The organism is Conexibacter sp. CPCC 205762 (genome assembly GCF_030646155.1).
In the GTDB taxonomy this organism is placed as follows: Bacteria; Actinomycetota; Thermoleophilia; order Solirubrobacterales; family Solirubrobacteraceae; genus Conexibacter.
Genome location: NZ_JAUTDN010000042.1, coordinates 1 through 20,726, shown reverse-complemented (window position 1 = coordinate 20,726; position 20,726 = coordinate 1). Strand labels below are relative to the sequence as shown.

The 20,726-nt window shown below is 73.7% G+C and carries 18 protein-coding genes; 8 read left to right on the top strand and 10 right to left on the bottom strand.

Features of this window, described 5'->3' with window-relative positions:
* The first annotated feature begins 4 nt into the window (after positions 1–4).
* The 4 genes from Q7L73_RS23835 (at position 5) to Q7L73_RS23820 (ending at position 2,620) form a co-directional block, all read left to right on the top strand.
* A complete protein-coding gene (locus tag Q7L73_RS23835) occupies positions 5–1,597 on the top strand; it encodes a flotillin family protein (protein ID WP_304693047.1) in 1,593 nt (530 codons plus the stop codon).
* 74 nt (positions 1,598–1,671) lie between these two features.
* On the top strand, positions 1,672–1,941 hold the full coding sequence (locus Q7L73_RS23830; RefSeq protein ID WP_304693045.1) for a DUF3253 domain-containing protein: 270 nt from the start codon (positions 1,672–1,674) through the stop codon (positions 1,939–1,941).
* Positions 1,942–1,958: 17 nt separating this feature from the next.
* Positions 1,959–2,225, top strand: coding sequence for an AbrB/MazE/SpoVT family DNA-binding domain-containing protein (locus Q7L73_RS23825; RefSeq protein ID WP_304693043.1), 267 nt, complete (start codon positions 1,959–1,961; stop codon positions 2,223–2,225).
* Positions 2,216–2,620, top strand: coding sequence for a PIN domain-containing protein (locus Q7L73_RS23820; protein ID WP_304693041.1), 405 nt, complete (start codon positions 2,216–2,218; stop codon positions 2,618–2,620). The genes Q7L73_RS23825 and Q7L73_RS23820 overlap by 10 nt, the downstream gene beginning before the upstream one ends.
* Before the next feature lie 17 nt (positions 2,621–2,637).
* Here Q7L73_RS23820 and Q7L73_RS23815 read toward each other — a convergent pair whose 3' ends face one another.
* Genes Q7L73_RS23815 through Q7L73_RS23805 form a run of 3 tightly spaced genes read right to left on the bottom strand, consistent with a single transcriptional unit; the run spans position 2,638 to position 4,570 of the window.
* Positions 2,638–3,339 (bottom strand): sulfotransferase family protein, encoded by a 702-nt coding sequence (locus Q7L73_RS23815; RefSeq protein WP_304693039.1) that lies wholly within the window; start codon positions 3,337–3,339, stop codon positions 2,638–2,640.
* Positions 3,339–3,950, bottom strand: coding sequence for a TetR/AcrR family transcriptional regulator (locus tag Q7L73_RS23810; RefSeq protein ID WP_304693037.1), 612 nt, complete (start codon positions 3,948–3,950; stop codon positions 3,339–3,341). Before Q7L73_RS23810 ends, Q7L73_RS23815 begins: the two co-directional genes overlap by 1 nt.
* Positions 3,950–4,570 (bottom strand): TetR/AcrR family transcriptional regulator, encoded by a 621-nt coding sequence (locus Q7L73_RS23805; protein ID WP_304693035.1) that lies wholly within the window; start codon positions 4,568–4,570, stop codon positions 3,950–3,952. The genes Q7L73_RS23810 and Q7L73_RS23805 overlap by 1 nt, the downstream gene beginning before the upstream one ends.
* A 155-nt stretch (positions 4,571–4,725) precedes the next feature.
* On the opposite strand from Q7L73_RS23805, the gene Q7L73_RS23800 reads away from it, so the two are divergent.
* Positions 4,726–6,807 carry a methyl-accepting chemotaxis protein gene (locus tag Q7L73_RS23800; RefSeq protein WP_304693033.1) on the top strand — a complete coding sequence of 694 codons (2,082 nt, stop codon included), beginning with the start codon at positions 4,726–4,728 and terminating at the stop codon, positions 6,805–6,807.
* 211 nt (positions 6,808–7,018) lie between these two features.
* Here Q7L73_RS23800 and Q7L73_RS23795 read toward each other — a convergent pair whose 3' ends face one another.
* From Q7L73_RS23795 to Q7L73_RS23765, 7 genes are all read right to left on the bottom strand, one after another.
* Entirely contained in the window at positions 7,019–8,986 is a 1,968-nt protein-coding gene (locus tag Q7L73_RS23795; protein ID WP_304693032.1) for a VCBS repeat-containing protein, read from the bottom strand.
* 93 nt (positions 8,987–9,079) lie between these two features.
* Positions 9,080–12,568 carry a M36 family metallopeptidase gene (locus tag Q7L73_RS23790; protein WP_304693031.1) on the bottom strand — a complete coding sequence of 1,163 codons (3,489 nt, stop codon included), beginning with the start codon at positions 12,566–12,568 and terminating at the stop codon, positions 9,080–9,082.
* 153 nt (positions 12,569–12,721) lie between these two features.
* Positions 12,722–14,206, bottom strand: coding sequence for an FAD-dependent oxidoreductase (locus tag Q7L73_RS23785; RefSeq protein ID WP_304693029.1), 1,485 nt, complete (start codon positions 14,204–14,206; stop codon positions 12,722–12,724).
* The gene (locus tag Q7L73_RS23780; protein WP_304693025.1) at positions 14,199–14,465 is read right to left on the bottom strand and encodes a ferredoxin family protein; all 267 of its coding nucleotides are present in this window, start codon (positions 14,463–14,465) and stop codon (positions 14,199–14,201) included. Before Q7L73_RS23780 ends, Q7L73_RS23785 begins: the two co-directional genes overlap by 8 nt.
* A gap of 15 nt (positions 14,466–14,480) precedes the next feature.
* On the bottom strand, positions 14,481–15,974 hold the full coding sequence (locus Q7L73_RS23775; protein ID WP_304693023.1) for a glutamine synthetase family protein: 1,494 nt from the start codon (positions 15,972–15,974) through the stop codon (positions 14,481–14,483).
* Positions 15,961–17,289 (bottom strand): aromatic ring-hydroxylating dioxygenase subunit alpha, encoded by a 1,329-nt coding sequence (locus tag Q7L73_RS23770; protein WP_304693021.1) that lies wholly within the window; start codon positions 17,287–17,289, stop codon positions 15,961–15,963. Before Q7L73_RS23770 ends, Q7L73_RS23775 begins: the two co-directional genes overlap by 14 nt.
* A gap of 78 nt (positions 17,290–17,367) precedes the next feature.
* Positions 17,368–18,384 carry a phosphotriesterase gene (locus tag Q7L73_RS23765; protein WP_304693020.1) on the bottom strand — a complete coding sequence of 339 codons (1,017 nt, stop codon included), beginning with the start codon at positions 18,382–18,384 and terminating at the stop codon, positions 17,368–17,370.
* Between the two features lie 85 nt (positions 18,385–18,469).
* Here Q7L73_RS23765 and Q7L73_RS23760 point away from each other — a divergent pair, with 85 nt between their 5' ends.
* From Q7L73_RS23760 to Q7L73_RS23750, 3 genes are all read left to right on the top strand, one after another.
* The gene (locus Q7L73_RS23760; RefSeq protein WP_304693018.1) at positions 18,470–19,486 is read left to right on the top strand and encodes a phosphotriesterase; all 1,017 of its coding nucleotides are present in this window, start codon (positions 18,470–18,472) and stop codon (positions 19,484–19,486) included.
* Between the two features lie 152 nt (positions 19,487–19,638).
* A complete protein-coding gene (locus Q7L73_RS23755) occupies positions 19,639–20,391 on the top strand; it encodes a cyclase family protein (protein WP_304693016.1) in 753 nt (250 codons plus the stop codon).
* Positions 20,388–20,726 (top strand): gamma-glutamyltransferase (locus Q7L73_RS23750; RefSeq protein ID WP_304715685.1); only part of this gene is annotated, 339 nt, incomplete at its 3' end. The genes Q7L73_RS23755 and Q7L73_RS23750, both read left to right, overlap by 4 nt.

The window sequence follows — 20,726 nt, the reverse complement described above, 5'->3', positions numbered from 1 at the left end:
GCTCATGTTTCTGTACAGCGTTCCTGGACCGAACGAGGCCCTGCTGATCACCGGCTTGGGCGCCAAGGTCGACAACACCAAGGCCGCCGTGGCGGTCAGCGACAGCGACGCGCCCGCCGTCAAGGAGACGCAGGACTTCAAGGTCGTGACCGGGCGGGGCGCGTTCATCATCCCCTTCCTCCAGCGCGGTCACAAGCTGCCGCTCGACACCCGCCGCGTCGACCTCGGCAGCTCCGAGTACGACGAGGCCGGCGTGCTCTGCGTCTCCGCCGAGGCGATCCCGGTGCTGGTCGAGGCGGTCGTCGTCTTCAAGGTCGGCGACGACCGCGCCAGCATCGTCAACGCCGGCCGGCGCTTCCTCGGCAAGAGCACCGAGGAGATGAACGAGACGATCAAGGAGATGGCCCACGGTCACCTGCGCACGATCGTCGCCGGCCTGACCGTCGAGGAGCTGATCAGAGGCCGCGACAGCCTCACCGAGCAGGTCCGCTCCGCGACCGCGGTCGAGATGCAGAAGCTCGGCCTCCACATCGACTCGCTGCAGCTGAAGCAGATCCGCGACGTCCCCAGCGAGGACGGCTCGGCCGGCTACATCGCCAACCTCGGCAAGCCGCACGCCGCCGCGGTCGCCTCGCGCGCCCGCATCGCCGAGGCCGATCGCGACCGCGAGGCGGTCGAGAGAGAGCAGGAGGCGTTCGCGCTCGCCGCCGAGGCGCGCAAGGAGTCCGAGGTCCGCCAGGCGAGAGCGCAGGCCGAGACCGAGAGAGCCCGCGCCGAGGCCGAGCAGGCCGGCCCGCTGGCGCAGGCGACCGCCCGCCAGGCGGTCGTCAGAGCCGACACCGCCGCCGCCGAGCTGGAGGCCGCGCTCGCCGAGCAGCAGCTGCAGACGCAGGTGCGCAAACCGGCCGACGCCGAGGCCTACCGGCTCGTCACGCTCGCCGACGCCGACCGTCAGACCGAGGTCGCGCGCGCGACCGCCGCGGCCGCCGCGCTGGAGCTGGACGCGAGAGCGAGAGCGACCGCGACCGAGCTGAACGCCGAGGCGACCTCGGCCGCCTACCGCAAGCTCGGCGACGGCGAGGCCTCCGCGATCAGAGCGAAGGCGCTGGCCGAGGCCGACGGCGTGCGCGAGCGCGGCCTCGCCGAGGCCGCCGGCATCGAGGCGCGCCAGCAGGCGCTCGCGGAGGATCCGGAGGGCGTCATCGCACAGCAGATCGCGGAGAACCTGCCGGCGATCGTGGCGGCCGCCTCGGCGCCGTTCTCGAACGTCGACTCGTTCACCGTGCTCGACGGCGCCGAGGGCGTGCAGAAGGCGCTGATGGCGACGATCGGCACCGCGACGGCCGTGCTGCCGCTGGCGCAGAACGTCTTCGCCGGCCTCTCCGGCCAGCCCGCGCCGACGACCTCGAACGCCGCCCCGGCGGCCGTGAAGCCCGCTCCCGCCGACGAAGCGGCGGCCCCCGCGAGGGCGATCTCCCCGGGCCCGGCCGTCTCGACCGCTCCGGCGACGGCGTCAGCGGCGACGGTCGACGAGGACGACGACGAGCCGGCCGGCGGCCCGGAGTTCGTCCCGCCGGCCAACTCGCGCGAGGACTAGCGGGCCAGCGCGACGGGCTTGGCGGCGAGCGGCCGCCGCCTGGTCCGTCGGCGCCGGCCTCCTACGCTGGACAGATGCAGCCAACAGACGCAGACCGTCAGCAGGCCCGGGAGGCGATCACCGAGCTGCTCGCCGCCCGCGCGCCGGGCGCGACGATCTGCCCGTCCGAAGCCGCACGCCGGCTCGCCGGCGACGGCGACTTCCGCCCGCTCATGCCGCTCGTCCGCGAGGCGGCCCAGACGCTCGTCGACGCAGGTGCGATCGAGGTCACCCAGCACGGCGATCCCGTCGAGCTGGCGACCGCGCGCGGCCCGATCCGGCTGCGAGCGGCTTCAGCGACCTGAACGAGTACGCTTTACCTATGGCGAGATTGGTAAAGAACGCGCCGACGCGGCGAGACAGACGCGGCGGCTCCCGGATCTCCAGCAAGCATCAGGTCACGATCCCGATAGACGCGTTCACGGCTGCGGGGTTTCGTGAAGGGGACGTCGTGCGGATCGAGGCGGCCGGTCCCGGTCGCGTCGTGCTGACCCGGCAGGACGATCTGCTCGACCAGTTCAGCGGCGCGATGAGAGCGGGACCGGACCTGCGTCGCGCGGTCGACGAGCTGCGCGACGAATGGGCGTAGCGCTGCTGGACTCCAGCGTGCTCGTCGCCTTCCTCAACGGCGACGACACGCTCCATGCCGCCGCCGACGCCGCGGTGCGCGACGTCGCGCGCGAGCACGCGTTCGCCGTCTCGACCGTCACGATCGCCGAGACGCTGACAGGCGCGAAGCTCGGCCACCACGACGAGACGATCCTGCGGCGGTTCCTCGCCGCGATCGTCGGCGCGCGGCTTCCGGTCGACGTGCAGGTGGCAGAGCGGGCGGCGGAGCTGCGCGCCGCCAACCGCGCTCTGCGCACTCCCGACGCGCTGGTCCTCGCGACCGGCGAGCTGCACGCCGACGTCGTCGTCACCGGCGACAAGCGCTGGACGACGGTGCGCGACGTCGGCTGCGAGATCGTCGCGATCGGCGGCTGAACGACGCCGCCCGCGGCTCACGCCTCCGGGTGCGTCTCTCTCCACCAGCCGTCGAGCGCCTGCAGGGAGCCGCCGATCAGCATGTCCTTGAAGCCCTGCGTGTCGTTGACTCTCGGCAGCGGCTCGGACGGGACGGGGACACCGAGGGCGTCGCAGATCGGCTCCCAGCCGTCGGACGGCTGCCAGACGACGAGGCGGTCGGCGGGGACGTGGGCCTTGACCTGCTCGTTCCAGCCCTCCATCGCGCCGATCAGCGAGGCGCGGTCGTGGTGGTTGCCGGCGTAGGGGCCGTACTGCTCGAACGAGATCGAGGCGACGACGTCCATGTAGCGGCGCCAGAGCGGGTCGACGTGGTAGCGGGCGCGCAGGACGTGGGCCATCACCGAGTCGCCGTAGAACATCGCGTAGACGGTCTCGCGCATCGACGCCTCCCACGCCTGGCCGTCGCGCACGCTGAGCAGGACCTTCGCGTCCGGGTAGACCTCCATCAGCTCTCTGTAGAAGAAGGCGCTGGGCCAGTCGACCGTCGTGACGTAGCCGTCGAAGATCGTCGCCCAGTCGGCCTTGCCGTCGCGCGCCGCCTCCCACAGCGGGACGCTGCGCTCGAGGTCGGACATCATGTCGCGCATGTGGTAGCAGCGGCCGATGCCGAGCATCTCCAGCGCCACCATCTGGGTCGTCGTCGCGGTGCGGGCGACGCCGGCTCCGATCAGCTTCATCAGCGGCTCTCCAGTCTGTCGTGGTCGTCGTGCAAGGTCGTCCAGAAGATCTCGGCCTGCAGGTCCAGCAGCGCGTCGCCGGCCGCGCCGGGCCCCGGGCAGCCCCACAGCAGCCAGCGCTGGTAGAAGCCGTGCAGCTGCATCACGAGCAGGCGGGCGCGCAGCGCGGCCGCGGGCCGCTCGAAGCGCTCGGCCAGCCGCGCCGTCAGCGGCGCCGCCTGCAGCTCGACGTAGTCGCGATACCCGGCGGTCGCGATCATCGCCTCTCTCAGCCCCGCCATCATCTCCGCCCCGCGCGGCCATAGCTCGGCGTTGGCGGCGATCCAGGCGCGCAGCACCGGCCGCGTCCACTGCGGCTCCCGCGCCAGCGCGACGAGCTGGGCGCGCGTCAGCTCGTAGACCTCGCCGAGCAGCGCCTGCGCGAGCGCCTCCTTGCCGTCGAAGTGGAGGTAGAGCGTCGCGCGGTTGGCGCCGGCCGCGGCCGCGATCTCGTCGATCGTCGTCGCCGTGTAGCCGTCCTGCGCGAACAGTCTCGCGGCCGCGTCGAGCAGCAGTCTGCGCGTCAGCTGGCGCTGCAGCTCGCGGACGCCGGGGGCGCGGCCGGCCGGCATCAGCCGCGCGCTCCCGCGGCCGCGGCGGCAGGCGGCGGGTTCAGCGTCGCCGCGCAGACGCGCGCGGACAGCTCCAGCGCGCGCTCGTCGCCCGCGCCCCAGATCACCCGCTGCGCGAACAGCTCCTCCAGCTGCAGCACGAACAGCCGCGCGTGCTCCTCCCCCAGCGCCCGCCAGCGCGGGTCGGCGGCGGCGAGCCGCGCGATCAGGGCGTCGACGCGCTCGCGCCAGCCGTCCGGGTCGGCCAGCGCCGCCTCGCCGACCGCGAGCGCCAGCTCGTGCGCCTGCGCCCACTCGCCGTCGGCGCGCGCCCGCAGGAAGCCGCGCAGGGCGGCCGGCGACCACTCCGGCAGCGCGCAGACCGCCAGCGCGGCGGCATCGCCGAGCGCCCACAGCTCGCGCACGAGCGCCTCGACGAGGGCGTTCTTGCCGTCGAAGTGGGCGTAGAAGGTCGCGCGGCTGACGTCGGCGGCGCTCAGCAGCTCCTCGACGGCGACGTCGGCGAGACGGCGGGTGGCGAACAGTTCCAGCGCGGCCGTCCGCAGGCGCTCGCGCGTCGCCGCTCTCCGCAGCGCTGCCGCCGATGCCGGTCGGTCGGCTGCGGGATCGGGATCTGCCACCCGCCGATCATACGGACGGCCAGCGAACAGTCGATTACGAGCGTCTATGCGCCATACAATCAGTCGAGTGAGACGAACGACATGCAGTTCGCACGCGCCCGGCCGATCAACCGAAACGATCCCCCCAAGGTCGCACCCGGTCGGAGGCCGCAACCATGAGATTGTCTGTCAGGACGAAGCTGCTTGGCGGCTTCCTCGTCGTGCTCGCACTGCTCGTCGTCGTCAGCTTCGTCGCGATATCGCGCACCGGCGCGGTCAACGACAACGTGCAGGAGTTCGGCGACAGAGTCGTGCCGAGCCTCCAGAACATCGGCTCGATCAACGCGCTCGTCTTCAAGTACCGCGCCGACCAGTTCGGCTACATCCTCGCGGACAGAAGAGCCCGTCCGGAGCTGCTGAGAGCGCTGGAGATGGACGAGCAGGGCGTCACCGCCAAGGTCGCCGAGCTGAGAAGAACCGCGAACCCGGCCGACGTCGCCGCGTTCGCCGCGGCATGGAGCGGCTACGTCGACGCGACGCGCGCGAGATTCCTCGCGGCCGCCGACAGAATGGACTACACGACCGCGCTCGGCACGCTCCAGCAGGGTCCGGGAGCCGAGACCTACTCGGCGATGACGAGATCGCTCGGGCCGCTCAACGAGAGACAGGTCGCGACCTCGCTGGCGACCTCCAGAGACGCCCGCTCGACCGTCGACTCGACCCGCACGACGATCCTCGCGCTCGCGGCGATAGCGGTCGTGATCGGGCTGCTGATCGCGCTGCTCGCATCGCGTTCGATCTCCGGCGGCGTGCGGCAGCTCGTGCGCGCCGCGCGCGGGATCTCGCAGGGCGACATCGAGCAGAAGGTCGCGATCAGATCGCGCGACGAGATCGGCGAGGCCGGCGCCGCCTTCGGCGACATGGTCGGCTACCTCGGCGAGATGGCCGACGCCGCCAGACGGATCGCCGCCGGCGACCTCGCCGTCGCGGTCGAGCCGAAGTCCGACAGGGACGCGCTCGGGATGGCGTTCGCGGAGATGAGCGCGCAGCTGCGCGAGGCGCTCGGCGACAGCTCGGCGCTGGAGCTGCTGATCGACCGGCTCGACGCGCTCAGCAGCCATGAGCTGGCTGGGCTCGAGGCCGCGCTGGCCGCCGTCGCCGCCGGCGACCTGACGGTCGAGGCGAGCAGCTCGACCGGCGCGATCGTCGCCGAGGACGGGCGCGCCGTCGGCCGCCTCGCGGAGATCTACAACGCGATGCTCGGTCAGCTGCACGCCTCCGTCGGCGAGTACAACGCGATGCGCGCGCGGGTCGAGGAGATGCTGCGCCAGATCGCCGGCGAGACGCAGTCGGTCGCGGCCGCCTCGCAGCAGATGGCGACGACCTCGGAGGAGACCGGCCGTGCGATCGGCGAGATCGCCTCCGCCGTCGGCGAGGTCGCCGCGGGCGCCGAGCGGCAGGTGCGCACGGTCGGCCGCGCGCGCGAGACCGGCGAGGCCGTCAGCGGCGCCGCGCTCGCCTCGACGACCAACGCGGAGGCGACCGCGCGTGCCGCGGAGGCCGCTCGCTCGGTCGCCGAGGAGGGCTCGCAGGCGATCGCCCGCGCGACCGACGGGATGCAGGCGCTGTCGGCCGTCTCGGCCGCGTCGATCGACGCGATGCGCGGCCTCGGCGCGAAGTCCGACCAGATCGGCGGCATCGTCGCGACGATCACCGGCATCGCCGAGCAGACCAACCTGCTCGCCCTCAACGCCGCGATCGAGGCGGCGCGCGCCGGCGAGCAGGGCCGCGGCTTCGCCGTCGTCGCCGAGGAGGTCCGCAAGCTCGCCGAGGAGTCGCAGCAGGCGGCCTCCTCGATCTCGACGCTGATCTCCGAGATCCAGCGCGACACCGGCAGCGCGATCGCGTCGGTCGAGTCGGGCTCGGACGAGATCGAGCGCGGCGTCGAGACGGTCGACGAGGCGCGCCAGGCGTTCCTGCGGATCGGCACGAGCGTCGAGGACATGAACGCCCGCGTCGGCGAGATCGCTGCGGCCGTGACCGAGATCGCCGACCGCTCGCAGCGGATGGGCGAGGACATGAGCGAGGTCGTCTCGGTCGCCGAGCAGTCCTCTGCCTCGACCGAGCAGGTCTCCGCCTCGACCCAGCAGACGAGCGCCTCCGCCCAGGAGATCGCCGCCTCCTCGCAGGAGCTGGCGCGCACCGCGGAGCAGCTGGAGCGGCTGGTCGGGCAGTTCAAGTTGGCTGGCGCCATATAGCAGGGCGCTTGGTCTGCCGGCGCCTGTGGGGCGGCGCCGGGACTCAGCTGTCGGCGCCTCTCCTGGCTGGCGCCGGCGGACCTCCCCGCCGGCCGCCGCCGTCCCTCACGGCGGCGGCCGGTGCGGGGCGGTCGTGCGGTACGCGGCGGACGGCGTCAGGGGCGGCGCGGGCGGGCGGGCGCAGCGGGCGGCTTGGCGCGCGCGGACGGCGTCAGCGGCGGGCGGCTCTGAGCGCCAGGCGGGCGGTGGCGGCTCTGGCGCCGCGGGCTCTGGCGGTCAGGGTCAGCGTGTAGCTGCGGCCGGGGCGGGCCGATCTGGCCAGCTTCAGCGTGATCGTGCGGCGGGCGCTGCGGCCGGCGGCGAGTCTGCCGAGCTTCAGGCAGCGGCCGGCCGTGAGCTGCTTCGCGCTCGCGCGCGGGCAGAGCGTCACGGCGGACGCGGCGAGCGTGCCGGCGTTGCGGACGGTGACGGTCAGGCGCAGGCGTCTGCCGGGCGCGAGCTTCGCGGCGCGGGCCGGGCGCAGCGTCAGCTTCAGCGTCGCGGCGCGCGCGGCCGGGCCGCTGCCGCCGCCGTCGGTGCCGCCTCTGCCGCCGTCGCCGCCGGGGCAGGCGGCCGGCGGCGCAGGGGTCGCGGTGCCGGTGAGGGCGACGGTCGCGGGGCCGCTCGGAGCAGAGGAGGAGATCGTCAGGGTCGCGGCGCGGGCGCCGGCGGCGTGCGGGGCGAAGCTGACGGTCGCGTCGCAGAAGGAGCCGGCGGGGACCGGCGCGGTCATGCAGCCGCTCGCGGCGAAGTCGGCCGCGTCGGCGCCCGCGACCGTCAGGCCGGTCACGCGCAGGCCGTGGTCGCCCGGGTTCTCGATCCGCACCGCCGCGGTCGTCGCCGCGCCGCCGACCTGGGCGCTGCCGAGGTCGGCGCCGGCCGGAGCGGAGATCGCGGGCTCCGCGTCGTTGATCAGCAGGAAGACGCGCGCGGGCGATGCGGTGCTGGTGACGACGACGTCGAGCACGCCGTCGCCGTCGACGTCGGCGATCGTGCCGGCGGTCGCGATCGCGCCGGTGGCGATGCCGCTCGTCGCCTCCGACAGGAAACGGCCGGCACCGTCGCCGAACACGGGCCAGGCGGTGCCCGCATCGGTAGCGATCGCGCCGTCGAGCGTGCCGTCGCCGTCGAGGTCGCCGAGCGGGAAGGCGAACGGCGCGACCGGGTTCTGCGCCGGCGGCGTCGCGAACGAGTCGGGCGGCCCTCTCACGAAGCCGCCCGCGCCAGTGCCGAGCAGCACACCGGCGGTGCTCGATCTGCTGTCGCCCGCGATCCCCGTCCGCACCGGCGCGACGAGGTCGAGCCGGCCGTCGCCGTTGACGTCTCCCCCGGCCATCGTCAGCACGCCAGAGCCGATGTCGAACGGGCTGCCGGCGACGCTCGCGAACCCGCCGGCGCCGTCGTTGCGGAGGACCGTGACGATCCCGGCGGCGGTGAAGACGTGGGCGACGGCGGCGTCGAGGTCACCGTCCGCGTCGAGGTCGGCGAGCACGATCGCGGCCGGGTCGCTGCCGTCGAGCGGCGGCTGGCTCGCGAGCGGCGCGCCGAAGCCGCCGGCACCGTCACCCGGCATCGTCAGCAGGCGCGGGCCGCCGCTGGGCATGTAGCTCGGCAGCACGAGGTCGAGCTTGCCGTCGCCGGTCACGTCGCCGACCGCCATCGTGCCGGGCGTGCCCGTCAGCGGGATCGAGGCGGCGGTGCCGAAGCCGCCGGCGCCGTCGCCCAGCAGCACGATCGCGTACGAGGTCGCATCCTGGATCTGCAGCGCGACGAGGTCGAGGTGGCCGTCTCCGTTCAGGTCGACCGCTCGCATCGGCCCGGCGTAGCTTCTGCCGAGCGAGCGCGGGAACGTCGGCGCCTGCGCATAGCTGCCGTCGGCGCCGCGCAGCAGCACCGACAGGTCGCCCGATCCGAGCGAGACGGCGATGTCGAGGTCGCCGTCCGCGTCGAAGTCGCCGAGCGCGAGGCCGCTCTCGGCGCCGATCCCGGAGCCGGGCACGGTCACCGATCTGGTCGTGAACGAGATCGCCTCGGCGCGCGCGGCGCCGAGCGCGCAGGCCGCGAGCAGGAGGACGAGCGCCAGCAGAGCCGTGGAGGCCCACTGGAGGGTCGCGCCCGTCTTGATCCCGCTCGCGTCCATGCGACCGCCCACGCTACGAGCCGCCCGCGGCTGCCGCAATGGACGCCGGTCCCGGGCGGGCGAGGGGACTCAGGTCCCGTCGCCCGCCCGGCGTCAGCGCACGGTCACGCGCGCGGTGACCGGCTTCGATCTGTTCCCGGCCGCGTCGACGGCGGTCAGCGTCAGCGTGTAGGCGCCCTTCGGCAGGCCGGCGCCGGGCAGTCTGAGCGTGACCGCACCGGCGGCTGCTCTGACCGTCGCGCGCGCCGCCGTCAGCGTGCGGGTGCACGCTCTGGCGCCGCGCGGGCGCTTCCTCGGCACCGCGACGCAGGCCTTGCCGCGCGTGATGCCGGCCGCTCTCGACGTCACCAGCGCGGTCACCGTCGCCGCCTCGCCGAGCGTGAATCTGACCGTCGCTCTGCGGCGCGCGGCGGCGCCTCTGCGGGCGGCTCTCGCGAGCGCGACCGCGGGGCGGGTCACGCTCGGCGCGGTCGTGTCGCCGGCCGGCGGGCCGGCCGGCGGCTGGCCGCCCGGGGGCGTCGGACCGCCACCGCCGCCGCCTCCGCCGCCATCGCTGGGCGGCGGGATGACGATCGCCGCGGCCGTCGTGAACGTGCGGTCCTCGCCGGCGACCGCGAGCGCGCCGTCGCGGATCGCCTCGACGCGGTAGTGGTAGGTCGTGCTCGGGGCGAGGCCGCTCAGCGACGCCGCGCGCGTGACCGCGCCGTCACCGGCGCCGAGCGGCTCGACCGGCGTCGTGGCGCCGTAGGCGCTCGTCGTCCCCCACGCGAAGCGGAGGCCCGTCGCGCGTCCGTTCGGCGTCACCGCGCCGTCGAGCGTCGCGCTGCTGTCGCCACCGACCGCGGCCGCACCGGTCGCGGCGGCGGGGATCTCCAGCCGGCCACAGGCCTGCTGCGGCGAGTCGATCCCCCAGCTGCGCAGCTCGCCGGTGTCGCCGGCGGCGCCATCGTGGATCCGCAGCGTCCAGGTGCCGGCGACCGGATGGCCGTCGAAGTTGTCGAGCGCGTTCGCGACCGCCGGCTGGAAGCGACCGCCGATCGGGCCGCCGGGCGTCAGCGTGACCGCGCCGGGGGCGTCGGAGTCGATCACCGCGTCGATCACGTCGTGGCCGCCGTAGCCGCCGTTGCCCAGCCGGTCGATCAGCGTCACGGTGACGCCGTCGTGGATCAGCTCGAGCGTGAGGTCGCCGACGTAGGTGTGGCGCAGCTCGTCGATCCGCACGTCGACGTCGGTGACGGCGCCGCTGCCGCTCACCGTCATCGGCGCGTCGACCGTCGATCTGCCGACGCCGTCGCTGTCCGGGATCGCCACCACGCTGCGCTGCCCCGGCCGCGGGTCGACCGTCGCGGTCGCGGTCGCCGCGCCCTCCGTGCTGGAGATCGCGAGCGAGACCGGATACGCGGTCGTGCACTGGCCGGCCGGGACTCTCACGACGAACGGGTCGCTGTTGGCTGCCGTTCGGGCGTTGCCGAGCAGCGGCCAGGCGGCGCTGCCGTCGAGGATCGCCAGCGCCGGCGCACCGGTCAGCGTGCCGGTCACGCCGAGCAGGTCGACGACGCCGCGGCTCGCGAGCGGCCACGACAGCTCGACCCGCTCGCCCGGCTCGGCGACGCCGTCGTCATCGCCGCCCGGGTAGGGGTCGCTGACCGTCAGCGCGCCGCCGCCGACGACGCCTCTGGGCAGGTCGAACGCCTCGGTCGGGGCGGTGCTGGCGGCATTCGGGGTCGTCGCGCTCGCGCCGAAGCCGCGCGCGGCGAAGACCGCCCACGCTCTCGGGAACCAGTCGTCCGCGGCGCCCGGCGCGGTGCGCATCGCGAGCGCCTGCTGGAGGATCGCGTCACGCATGTCGAGCATCGACGGCGCGTCCGGCGACAGCCGCATCCCGCCGGTCACGAGCGCCAGCGCGGCCTGACGGCCGACCGCTCTGCGCAGCTCCCAGAGCGTCTCGCCCCAGACCTCGCCGCCGTTGTGCGGCGACGTGTTGTCGGTGCGGGCGAGATCGCCGTAGGTGTAGCCGCCGAGCACCACCGGTCTGCCGGCGTAGTTGCCGTCGCAGCCGCTGACGCCGGCCTCCGCGACCGGGCAGTCGATCGGCTTCGCGCGGAGGACGCCGCGGTTGGTGACGTAGGAGCCGAGCGCCAGCTCGGCCGGCGCGCCGGTGTCGGTCAGGGCGCCTTCGCCGACGAGCAGGTCGAAGGCGTAGAAGTCGCTCCAGGCCTCGCCCATCATCTGCGACTGCAGCGGGGAGAGCGTCGAGCTGCCGGAGGCGTTGACGACGAGCCGGCTGCTGAGGCCGTGGCCGTACTCGTGGTAGACGACGTCGGCCTCGTCGCTGCCGTTGACGTCGCGCGTGGTCCACAGGAACATCTGCATCCGCGGCGCCTGGCCGTCTGGCGGCGTGCCGAAGTTCGCGTTGTTCAAGCCCGCGCCGTCGTTGACCTCGACGCGGACCGGGTCGCCGCCTCTCCCCTGGCCGCTGCTGTTGGTCACCTGGAAGTTGCCCGACGCCTCGTCGAAGCCGATCGGGGCCTGCAGCAGGTGGTCGTGGTAACGGCTCGCGAGCACGTGTGCGTTGGTCGCCGCCTGGAACTGGTTGACGTCGGCGCTCGCGCTGTTGGTCGAGTCCCAGGTGCACGGCGCGCCGGGCGGGCACGGCGTCGCGGCCGGGAAGGCGACCGGCGCGTAGAGCCAGTCGAGCGCGCCCGCGTCGCTGGCGGGGATCTGCGTCAGGCCGGCGCCGTTCTCGCTGCCGTAGGCGGGATTTCTGTTCTGCCGGTCGGTGTAGGTACGGACGTACTGACCCCACAGGCGGGTCCCGCCGGCGTTGTCGTCGTACCAGGCCGGCGGCATCGTGATCTGCGTCTGCGCCGGGGTCGTGAGCGGGTCCGATCTGAACCATCTCGCCTGCCCGAGGTCGTGCGAGAGGCTCTGGCGCCGCAGCAGCTCGCCGTCGGCGGCGTCGACGAGCAGCGCGTAGAGCAGGCCGTCGCCGTCGTCGGCCGTGACCTGCCACGCGAGCCGCGCGCGGCCCTTCCCGTCGGCGGTCCAGCGCAGCGCGGCGTGCTCGCCGGTCGCGTCGGGCCCGAGCGCCTCGGTCGCGGCCTCGATGCCCGTGCTCCTGCCGAGCGCGGGGGTGCTCGCGGCAAGTCTGGCGCCGGCGAGCGGAGCGCCGGAGACGGTGATCAGGCGGCCGTCAGCGGTGACGTGGCCGTCGATCCCGCGGTCGAACGAGAGCACGCCGTCGAGCACCTGGTTGAAGCGCAGGTGGACGATGCCGTCGGGGCTGACGGCGCGCGCGACGAGCTGCAGCTGCGCGACGCCGGCGTCATCGAGACCGAAGCGCTCGCGGTGGTCGCGCACGTAGTCGAGCACGATCTCGCGCGGAAGATCCTTCGAGCGGCCGCTCAGCAGCCGGTCGTTGCGACCGGCGTCGGTCGCCGCGCCGGTCGGCGCGGCGCCTCTGCCGCGTGCGTCGAGCAGCGGCAGCGCGTCGTGGTCGTGCGGCTGCACGGCCTGGCTCGGCGGCGCCGCGACAGCGACGATGGCAGCGCTCAGCGCGAGCGCGACGGCGGACTTCCTCACGGCCTGCAAACCCCCGGTCCGGGTTCAATGCCAGCGACCACTGGCGCCGAGCAGCCTGGCAGACGCGGCGGCGACGCGCCAGGGAGTCAGGTCGCTTGTGTCGCGTCCGCGTCAGCCGCGCGGACGGGGCGGGCGGCCGGCGCGCAGAGTGCGTCAGCCGCGCGGCGGGGGCGCGACGACCGCGGCCATCGCGGCGAGGTCGACCAGCTTCGCGCGCGGGCGGCCGGCCGGCTCGCCGAGCGCGCGCTCGTGCGCATCGATCGCCTCCCAGCCGACCCACTCGACCAGCTCCGGGACGCGCTCGCGCAGCCATGGCTCCTGGTCTGACGAGCTGGCCAGCAGACCAGCGTCTCGATCCTCGACGATCCGCGCGACCGTCTCCTGCGCGTCGCCCTTGTTGGTGCCGATCACGCCGCTGGGGCCGCGCTTGGCCCAGCCGACGACGTACTCGCGCGCGCGGCCGGCGACGCGGCCGCCGGCGTTGGCAATCGTGCCGCCGGCGAGCGGCAGGCCCGGCAGCGGCGCGGCCTGGTGGCCGACGGCGGTCACGACGAGGCCGCAGTCGAGCATCTCCTCCGCCCCGGTCGGCTCGGCGACGAGGCGCCCGTCGCGCGCGGCGAGGCGGTTGACGGCGAGCCGGACCCCGCTCACCCGCCCCGCCCGCTCGATCAGCTCCAGCGGGGAGCGGAGGAAGCGGAAGACGAGCCGGCGCTCGCCAATCCGCCCGGCGGCGGGCGCAGCAGCGACGGCGGGCGGCTCGACGGCTGACGGCGGCTCGGCAGCGCCGGGCGACTCGACGGCGACGGCCTCGCTCGGCGACGCGGCGGCGAGCGCGCCAAGCGCCTCCAGCTTGCGCCGGGCCGGCGAGCCCTCGGGCTCCGCCGCCAGCGCCGCCGCGCTGAGCGGGTCCAGCGTGAGCGCGTCGTCGTCGAAGCTGACGCCGAGGCCGGCGATCCGGCCCAGCTCGACCAGCTCGCCGTCCGTGAAGGCCGCCTGCAGCGGGCCGCGGCGGCCGATCACGACGACCTCGCGCACGCGCGCGGCAGCGAGCGCGGAAAGCGCGTGGTCGGCCATGTCGGTCAGCGCCAGCTCGGCCGGGTCGCGCAGCAGCATCCGCGCCACGTCGAGCGCGACGTTGCCGTTGCCGAGCACAACCGCCCGCTCGACGTCGAGGCCGAAGCTGCGCGCGGCGTGGTCCGGATGGCCGTTGTACCAGCCGACGAAGTCGCTCGCGGGATGACAGCCGGCGAGCTGCTCGCCGGCGATCCCGAGCGGGCTCGGCAGCGGCGCGCCGACGGCCCACACGACCGCGTCCCAGCGCGCGGCGAGGTCCTCGACCCCGACGGAGACGCCGACCTGCACGCCGCCGAAGAAGCGCATCCGCTCACGCCGCGCGATCTTCTCGTAGACGCGCGTGACCGCCTTGATCTTCGGATGGTCGGGCGCGACGCCCGCGCGCACGAGGCCGAACGGCGTCGGCAGGCGGTCGAGCAGGTCGACCGCGAAGCCGGCGTCGAGCAGCGCCGCGGCGGCGTAGAAGCCCGACGGCCCGGCGCCGACGACGACCGCGCGCGGCACGCCGCCGCCCGCACCCGCGCCGCCGCCCGCGCCCGCATCGACCGCGCGCGCCTCACCCACGATTCGCGAAGAAGTCGCTGTTGATCGCCGCGAACGCCGACCATCTCTCCGGCAGCCGCTCGACGTCGAACGGGGCGTTGACCGGGCAGGCGTCGACGCAGGCGTTGCAGTCGATGCACTCCGTCGGATCGATGTAGAGCTGCTCGACGGTCGCGAAGTCGGGGTCGTCGGGCAGCGGCTGGATGCAGTCGACCGGGCAGACGCCCTGACACGAGCCGTCCTTGTTGCCGATGCAGGGCTCGGCGATCACGTATGGCATGGCGATACGACCTCGCTAGAAGATCTGGAAGTACTCGCGCTGCTCCCAGTCGGTCACGGCGGCGAGGTAGCGGTCGACCTCGAACCGCTTCAGCGCGATCACGTAGTCGACGAACCACTGCCCCAGCCGCTCGGCGAAGACCGGGTCGGCGGCGAAGGCGTCGAGCGCCTCCATCAGCGACGCCGGCAGCCGCGGCGCGTCGGCGCCGTACGGCTGCGCCGTCGGCGCGGCGGGGACGAGCCCGCGATCGACGCCGTCGAGGCCGCAGACCAGCTGCGAGGCGATGTACAGGTACGGGTTGGCGGCCGGCTCGCCGGAGCGGTTCTCCAGCCGCGTGGCGCGGTCGCCGGGGCCGCCGACGACGCGGATCATCGCGCCCTTGTTGTCCTCTCCCCAGACGATCCGGTCGGGCGCCAGCGACATCGGCCGGTAGCGCTTGTAGCCGTTGATCGTCGGAGTCGAGAAGACGGTCGCGCCGCGCGCGTGCTCCAGCAGCCCGGCGAGGTACGACTGCGCCAGCGGCGACAGCCGTTCGGCCGAGCCGACCGGCGCCATGAAGGCGTTCTCGCCGCCGTCCAGAGCGCGCAGCGACTGGTGCAGGTGCCAGCCGGAGGAGGCGAGGTCGGGGAAGTTCGGCCGGCACATGAAGGTCGCGTGGTAGCCGAGCCGGCGGCAGATCTGCTTGACCGCGCTGCGGCAGAGGACCATGTCGTCGGCCGCCTTCAGCGCGCTCTGCGGCGCGAACGTCAGCTCCAGCTGCGAGGGCCCGAACTCGTGCTCGATCGACAGCAGCGGCAGGCCGAGCGAGACGAGCCCGTCGCGCAGCGCCTGCACGATCTCGTCGAGCGGGTCGATCTGGTCCTCCAGCAGCAGCTGGTAGCCGCGGCTGACGGGCGCGACCGCCGGCGGCGTGCCCGGCTGGCCGACGTCGCCGTGCGAGAGGGCGTCGTCAGAGACTCTGAATACGTGGAACTCGACCTCCAGCCCGACGACCAGCTCGTAGCCGCGCGCCGCCAGCCCCTGCACCTGGTCGGCGAGCAGGCGGCGGGTCGAGAACGGCACCGGACGGCCGTCGGGGAAGTGGATGTCGCACAGCGCCCACGCCGTCCGCGGCGCCCACGGCAGCACGCGGAAGGTCGTCGGGTCGGGGATCAGCAGCAGGTCGCCGGCCCCCTCCATCTGCTCGATCCCGATCGAGCCGCCGGCCTCGAAGACGGAGTAGATCGTCTTGCAGGCGGTGTCCTTGACGACCAGCGTCGAGGGCGCGGTCGTGCCGCCGCGCAGGGCGCTGAAGAACGCCTCGCGCGTGAGCGTCTTGCCGCGCAGCAGGCCGTGCTGGTCGGGGAACGAGAGCCGCACCAGCTCGATCCCGCGCTCGTCGATGATCCGCTGCGCCTGCGCCGCCGCCGCGTATCTGACGTCGTCCCACAGCCCGTGGCGCTCGATGAAGCCGGCCGCGCGGCCCGGCCCCGTGCCGAGCAGGTCGAGCACCGGCTCAGACCCCGGCACGAGTCTCGCTCCCCGCCCACGGCGACTGCTCGCGGCGTCTCGCCTCGCCCGCTCTCCAGCCCTCCTGCCAGGCGTCGGCTCTGGCGATCGTGTCGAACGCGAGCGGGCCGGTCAGCGCGCGGGCGGAGGCAGCGTCGGTCGCGCGGCCGGGCGTCGGCTGGCCGGCCTCGTGGTCCTCGATCGCGCGCAGCAGCATGCGGCGGTTGGCGGTCACGGCGCGGTCGGAGACGCCCAGTCTCTCGACCGTGCGGTCCTGGATCGGCCCCATCGACTCGACCGCCCACTGGTCGTGGACGTTGATGTCGAGGCCCATGCCGGTGTACGTCAGCGTCTGCTGCTCGGCGACGTCGAAGCCCCACTCGTTGGCGCGGTTGCGGACCGGGCGGAAGTCCGGCAGCGTGACCTCGGAGATGCGCTGGTTCCAGAGCGTCTCCTTGTCGGTCTGCTGCTCGAAGTCGTAGAGGATCATGTACCAGTAGTGCGTGTGGTCGTCGATCGGGACGTGCCACTGCGCGAAGACCTTCGTGTTGCCGAACGGGACGACGAAGGCGTTGGGGAACATCAGGTTCGTGATCCGCACGTGGCGGATCTGCTCGCCGAGGTCGCGCACGGCGAAGACGCGCAGGCCGTGGTCGGTCGTCTCGACCTCGATGTCGGGGCGGAAGTTCTCGCCGACGAGCGCCGACAGCGTCTTGTCGGTCCCCTCGACCAGCTCGGCGAACTGCTGGCCGTAGGTCTCGCGCGGGTCCTCGTCGAGGAAGCGGTGCAGGAAGGAGACGTGGCTGGGGTCGATCCCGCCCTCGACGCCCTGCAGCCAGTTGCACTCCCACAGGCCCTTGAACGCGAAGGTGTAGGCGTCGGGCGCGACGAAGCAGTCGTAGTCGGGGAACGGCGGCGGGTCGCCGCCGCCGAGGTAGGCGAAGACGATCCCGTTGCGCTCCTGCACCGGGTAGCTGACGTGTCTGATCTTCGTGTGGAAGCGCGAGTGCGCGGGCTCGGCCGGCTGCTCGACGCATCTGCCCTCGGCGTCGTAGAGCCAGCCGTGGTAGAGGCAGCGCATGCCGCACTCCTCCAGCCGGCCGTAGGCGAGGTCGACGCCGCGGTGGGCGCACCAGCGGCCGATCAGGCCATAGCTGCCGTCGCCCTTTCTGAACAGCACGAGGTCCTCGCCGAGCAGGCGGACCGGCTTGACCGGCCGCGCCTCGTTCAGCTCCGCCACGAGCGCGGCCGGCTGCCAGTAGGCGCGCATCAGACCGCCGCCGGGCGTGCCCGGACCGGTCTGCGTCAGCTTCTCGTTCTCCTCACGTGAGAGCACGTCGCGCCTCCATTGTGGATCCCAAACACACGCTCATGGATCCAACCTTACATGGTGCGGATGCGCGCGTCGAGGCCGTCAGCCGCCGAACAGCGCCCGCCGGACGTTGTCGGTGCTGATCATCGTCAGCACCTCCTGCTCGATCCCGGCGGCGAGCGCGGCCTGCGCGAGCTCCTCGAAGACGAACGTCAGGCCGGGACCGCCGAAGGCGTGCTGGTGGGAGCGCTGGCTGACGTCCTGCGACAGCAGGATCCGCTCCGCGTAGCCCAGCTCGACGAGCGCGCGCAGGTACTCGACCCGCCGCCCCAGCTCCGCCGCGTTCACGACCCCGCCGGCCTTCACGGCCATCATGCAGTCGTACTCGATGTACACCCCGCGCTTGAGCAGGTCGATCGAGTAGTCGAGCGACTTGACCGTGTCGGTGTGCCCGACGACGATCCGCTCGGGCGCGACGCCCTCCTGCTGCAGGATGTCGATCTGCACCTCGGCCGTCGGGTACGTCGGCGCGTGGGTGGAGACCATCACGCCGGTGCGCGCGGCGGCGCGGCCGGAGGCGCGGAAGGAGCGCTCCTCGCGTGCGGTCACGTACGGCAGGTCGGAGGCGACCTCGCCGACGAAGCCGGCGCGCACGCCGCCGGTGCCGGGGATCCCCTCCTCCAGGTCGGCGATCAGGTACTCGGCGAACTGCTCGGTCCAGGTGCGGTCGACCCACTCGACGTCCATGTAGTGCTCGTAGTAGTGGCCGGTGCCGAGGACCACGGTCACGCCGGTCTCCTCCGCCATCGCCTTCGTCGCCAGCACGTTGGCGACCGAGCGCGAGCCGGTGACGGGGTTGCGCACCTGCCGCACGGGGTCGCGCTCGAAGTAGACCGGCGCGGCGTAGTCGCTCAGCTCGCCGTTGGTGACGTCGAGGATCGTGCGGCCGCCGGCGTCGCGGAAGCGCTCGATGTCGGCCTTGCGCTCCTCCCAGACGGTCATGAAGCCGTCGCGCGGCTCGGTCGGCGACATGTTGATGAAGACGTGCTCGTGCGGCAGCGCCAGCCCCACGTCGCCCGGCCCGATCGGGCCCGTCACCGACTGCACCGTCTCCAACATCCGTGATTCCTCTCGTCGCCTTGACCGCACCCGGTAGCCTACGGGCAGTTGGGATCCAAAACAACCAAGGAGGGATCCACTTCCGATGGCGATCCACACCGTCCTCGGGCCGATCGAGCCGGACCAGCTCGGCCCGACCTCGATGCACGAGCACCTGCTGAGCGACCTCAGCATCTGGAGCAAGCCGTCGGCGGAGCCGGTCCCCGAGCACGATGCCCTTCACCCCGGCATGACCGGCTACCTGCGCTGGAACGCGCTCGCGGTGCCGGAGAACCTCGTGCTGCACGATCCCGGCGTCGCCGTCGACGAGCTGCGCGCGGTGCGCGCCGCCGGCGGCGCGGCCGTGGTCGAGCTGACGCTGGAGGGAATGGGCCGGCGGATCGAGGAGCTGCCGCGGATCTCGCGCGAGTCGGGCGTGACGATCTGCGTCGGCTGCGGCTGGTACGTCGAGGAGCTGCACCCGGCGCGGCTGGCCGGGCTGGACGTGGACGCGCTCACGAGCGAGCTGCTGCACGAGCTGGAGCACGGCATCGGCGACACGGGGATCCGGCCGGCGCTGATCGGCGAGATCGGCACCAACCACCCGCCGCGCGAGGCCGAGCTGAAGGTGCTGCGCGCCGCCGGCCGCGCCGGCGCCGAGTCCGGGTCGGCGATCAACGTCCACCTGTCGTGGCGCGGGCAGGACGGGCTGCAGGTGGTCGAGACGCTGCTGGCCGAGGGGATGCCGGCCGACCGCATCATCCTCTCGCACATGGACGAGGTGCTCGACCGCGGCTACCACGCCGCCGTCGCGCAGACGGGCGCGGTGCTGGAGTACGACACCTTCGGCTCCGACTTCCTCTACGGCCGCCCCGGCATGCGCAACCCGAGCGACGTCGAGCGGCTGGAGATGACGAGCTGGCTGCTGTCAGAGGGATACGGCGACCAGCTCGTGATCGCCTGCGACACCTGGGCGCAGGCGAACCTGCGCCACATGGGCGGCTACGGCTACGAGCATCTCTTCCGCCGCATCGTGCCGGCGCTGAGCGAGTTCTGCGGCGCCGACGCGGCGACCGTCCAGCGGATCATGGTCGACAACCCGCGACGGCTGCTGGACCGATGAGCGCGCGAAGCGGCATCGACGCGGACGCGGCGCGCGGCGCGACGGGCGGCGCGACGGACGGCGCGACGGGCGCGGGGTCAGCGCTCGCGCCCGCTCGGTGGATTTCGCGCAAACTCATGTTGGATCCAATCTCGATCGTGTAGGATCCCACCATGTCGATCACGATCCATGACATCTCCGTGCCGGTCGGTCCCGGGATGCTCCACTACGGCCGCCAGCCGGAGAAGACGATGGTCGAGTCGATCGCGAACGGCGACGACGGCAACGTCAGCCGCTGGCTGATCGGCTCCCACACCGGCACCCACCTCGACGCGCCGGGCCACTTCGTCGAGGGCGGGACGGCGATCGAGGCGGTCCCGGTCGAGCTGCTGGTCGGCCCCGCGCGCGTGCTCGACCTGACCTTCGTGGAGGGCAGCGAGGCGACGGCCGAGGACCTCCTCAGAGCCGGCCTCGCCGACGAGCCGCGCGTGCTGCTGAAGACGCGCAACTCGTTCGAGGCGCTGAGAGAGACGGTCAAGAGCCCGTGGGTCGGGATCGACGCCGGCGCCGCCGCGCTGCTGGTCGAGCGCGGCGTGCAGCTGGTCGCGATCGACTACCTGACGATCGACTCGCCCGCGGGCGAGAGCGGCTGGCCGGTCCACAACATCCTCTGCCCCGCCGGCATCGCGATCCTCGAGGTCGTCGACCTGTCCGCGATCGACGCGGGCGAATACCTGCTCGCGACGCTGCCGGTGAAGCTGGTCGGCAGCGAGGCCGCGCCCGCGCGCACGGTGCTGATCTCCGGCGACGGCGCGTGGCCGGCGGTGCCGGCGATGAGAGAGGCCGCGGAATCGCTCGCGCAGAGCGCTCAGATTCCGGGCGAGAACTCGCCAAAGGCTCCTTCTCGCGGGGTCGCGGCAGGATGAGCCGCCTGACGGCCAGCGTCGCGGCACCGCATCCGGCGGCGGTCGAGGCGGCGCGGGAGGCGTGGGCCGAGGGCGGCAACGCGCTCGACCTCGCGCTCGCCGCGGCGACGGCCCTCGCGGTCGCCTACCCGCACCAGTGCTCGCTCGGCGGCGACCTCGTCGCGCTCGTGCGCGAGCCCGACGGCACCGTCACCGCCCACCTCTCCTTCGGCGCCGCGCCGCGCAACGTCGACGTCGCCGCGCTGCGGGCGCTCGGCGCCGCGCCGGCAGCGGGCGACGCCGCGGCGCTGCGCGCGCTCGGCGCCGCGCCGGCAGCGGGCGACGCAAGGCGGGGG

Bases quoted from the DNA above. Each gene is read 5' to 3' on its own strand.
- Q7L73_RS23835 (WP_304693047.1), top strand. From the start codon at position 5: ATGTTTCTGTACAGCGTTCCTGGACCGAACGAGGCCCTGCTGATCACC.
- Q7L73_RS23830 (WP_304693045.1), top strand. From the start codon at position 1,672: ATGCAGCCAACAGACGCAGACCGTCAGCAGGCCCGGGAGGCGATCACC.
- Q7L73_RS23825 (WP_304693043.1), top strand. From the start codon at position 1,959: ATGGCGAGATTGGTAAAGAACGCGCCGACGCGGCGAGACAGACGCGGC.
- Q7L73_RS23820 (WP_304693041.1), top strand. From the start codon at position 2,216: ATGGGCGTAGCGCTGCTGGACTCCAGCGTGCTCGTCGCCTTCCTCAAC.
- Q7L73_RS23815 (WP_304693039.1), bottom strand. From the start codon at position 3,339: ATGAAGCTGATCGGAGCCGGCGTCGCCCGCACCGCGACGACGACCCAG.
- Q7L73_RS23810 (WP_304693037.1), bottom strand. From the start codon at position 3,950: ATGCCGGCCGGCCGCGCCCCCGGCGTCCGCGAGCTGCAGCGCCAGCTG.
- Q7L73_RS23800 (WP_304693033.1), top strand. From the start codon at position 4,726: ATGAGATTGTCTGTCAGGACGAAGCTGCTTGGCGGCTTCCTCGTCGTG.
- Q7L73_RS23795 (WP_304693032.1), bottom strand. From the start codon at position 8,986: ATGGACGCGAGCGGGATCAAGACGGGCGCGACCCTCCAGTGGGCCTCC.
- Q7L73_RS23780 (WP_304693025.1), bottom strand. From the start codon at position 14,465: ATGCCATACGTGATCGCCGAGCCCTGCATCGGCAACAAGGACGGCTCG.
- Q7L73_RS23765 (WP_304693020.1), bottom strand. From the start codon at position 18,384: ATGTTGGAGACGGTGCAGTCGGTGACGGGCCCGATCGGGCCGGGCGAC.
- Q7L73_RS23760 (WP_304693018.1), top strand. From the start codon at position 18,470: ATGGCGATCCACACCGTCCTCGGGCCGATCGAGCCGGACCAGCTCGGC.
- Q7L73_RS23755 (WP_304693016.1), top strand. From the start codon at position 19,639: ATGTCGATCACGATCCATGACATCTCCGTGCCGGTCGGTCCCGGGATG.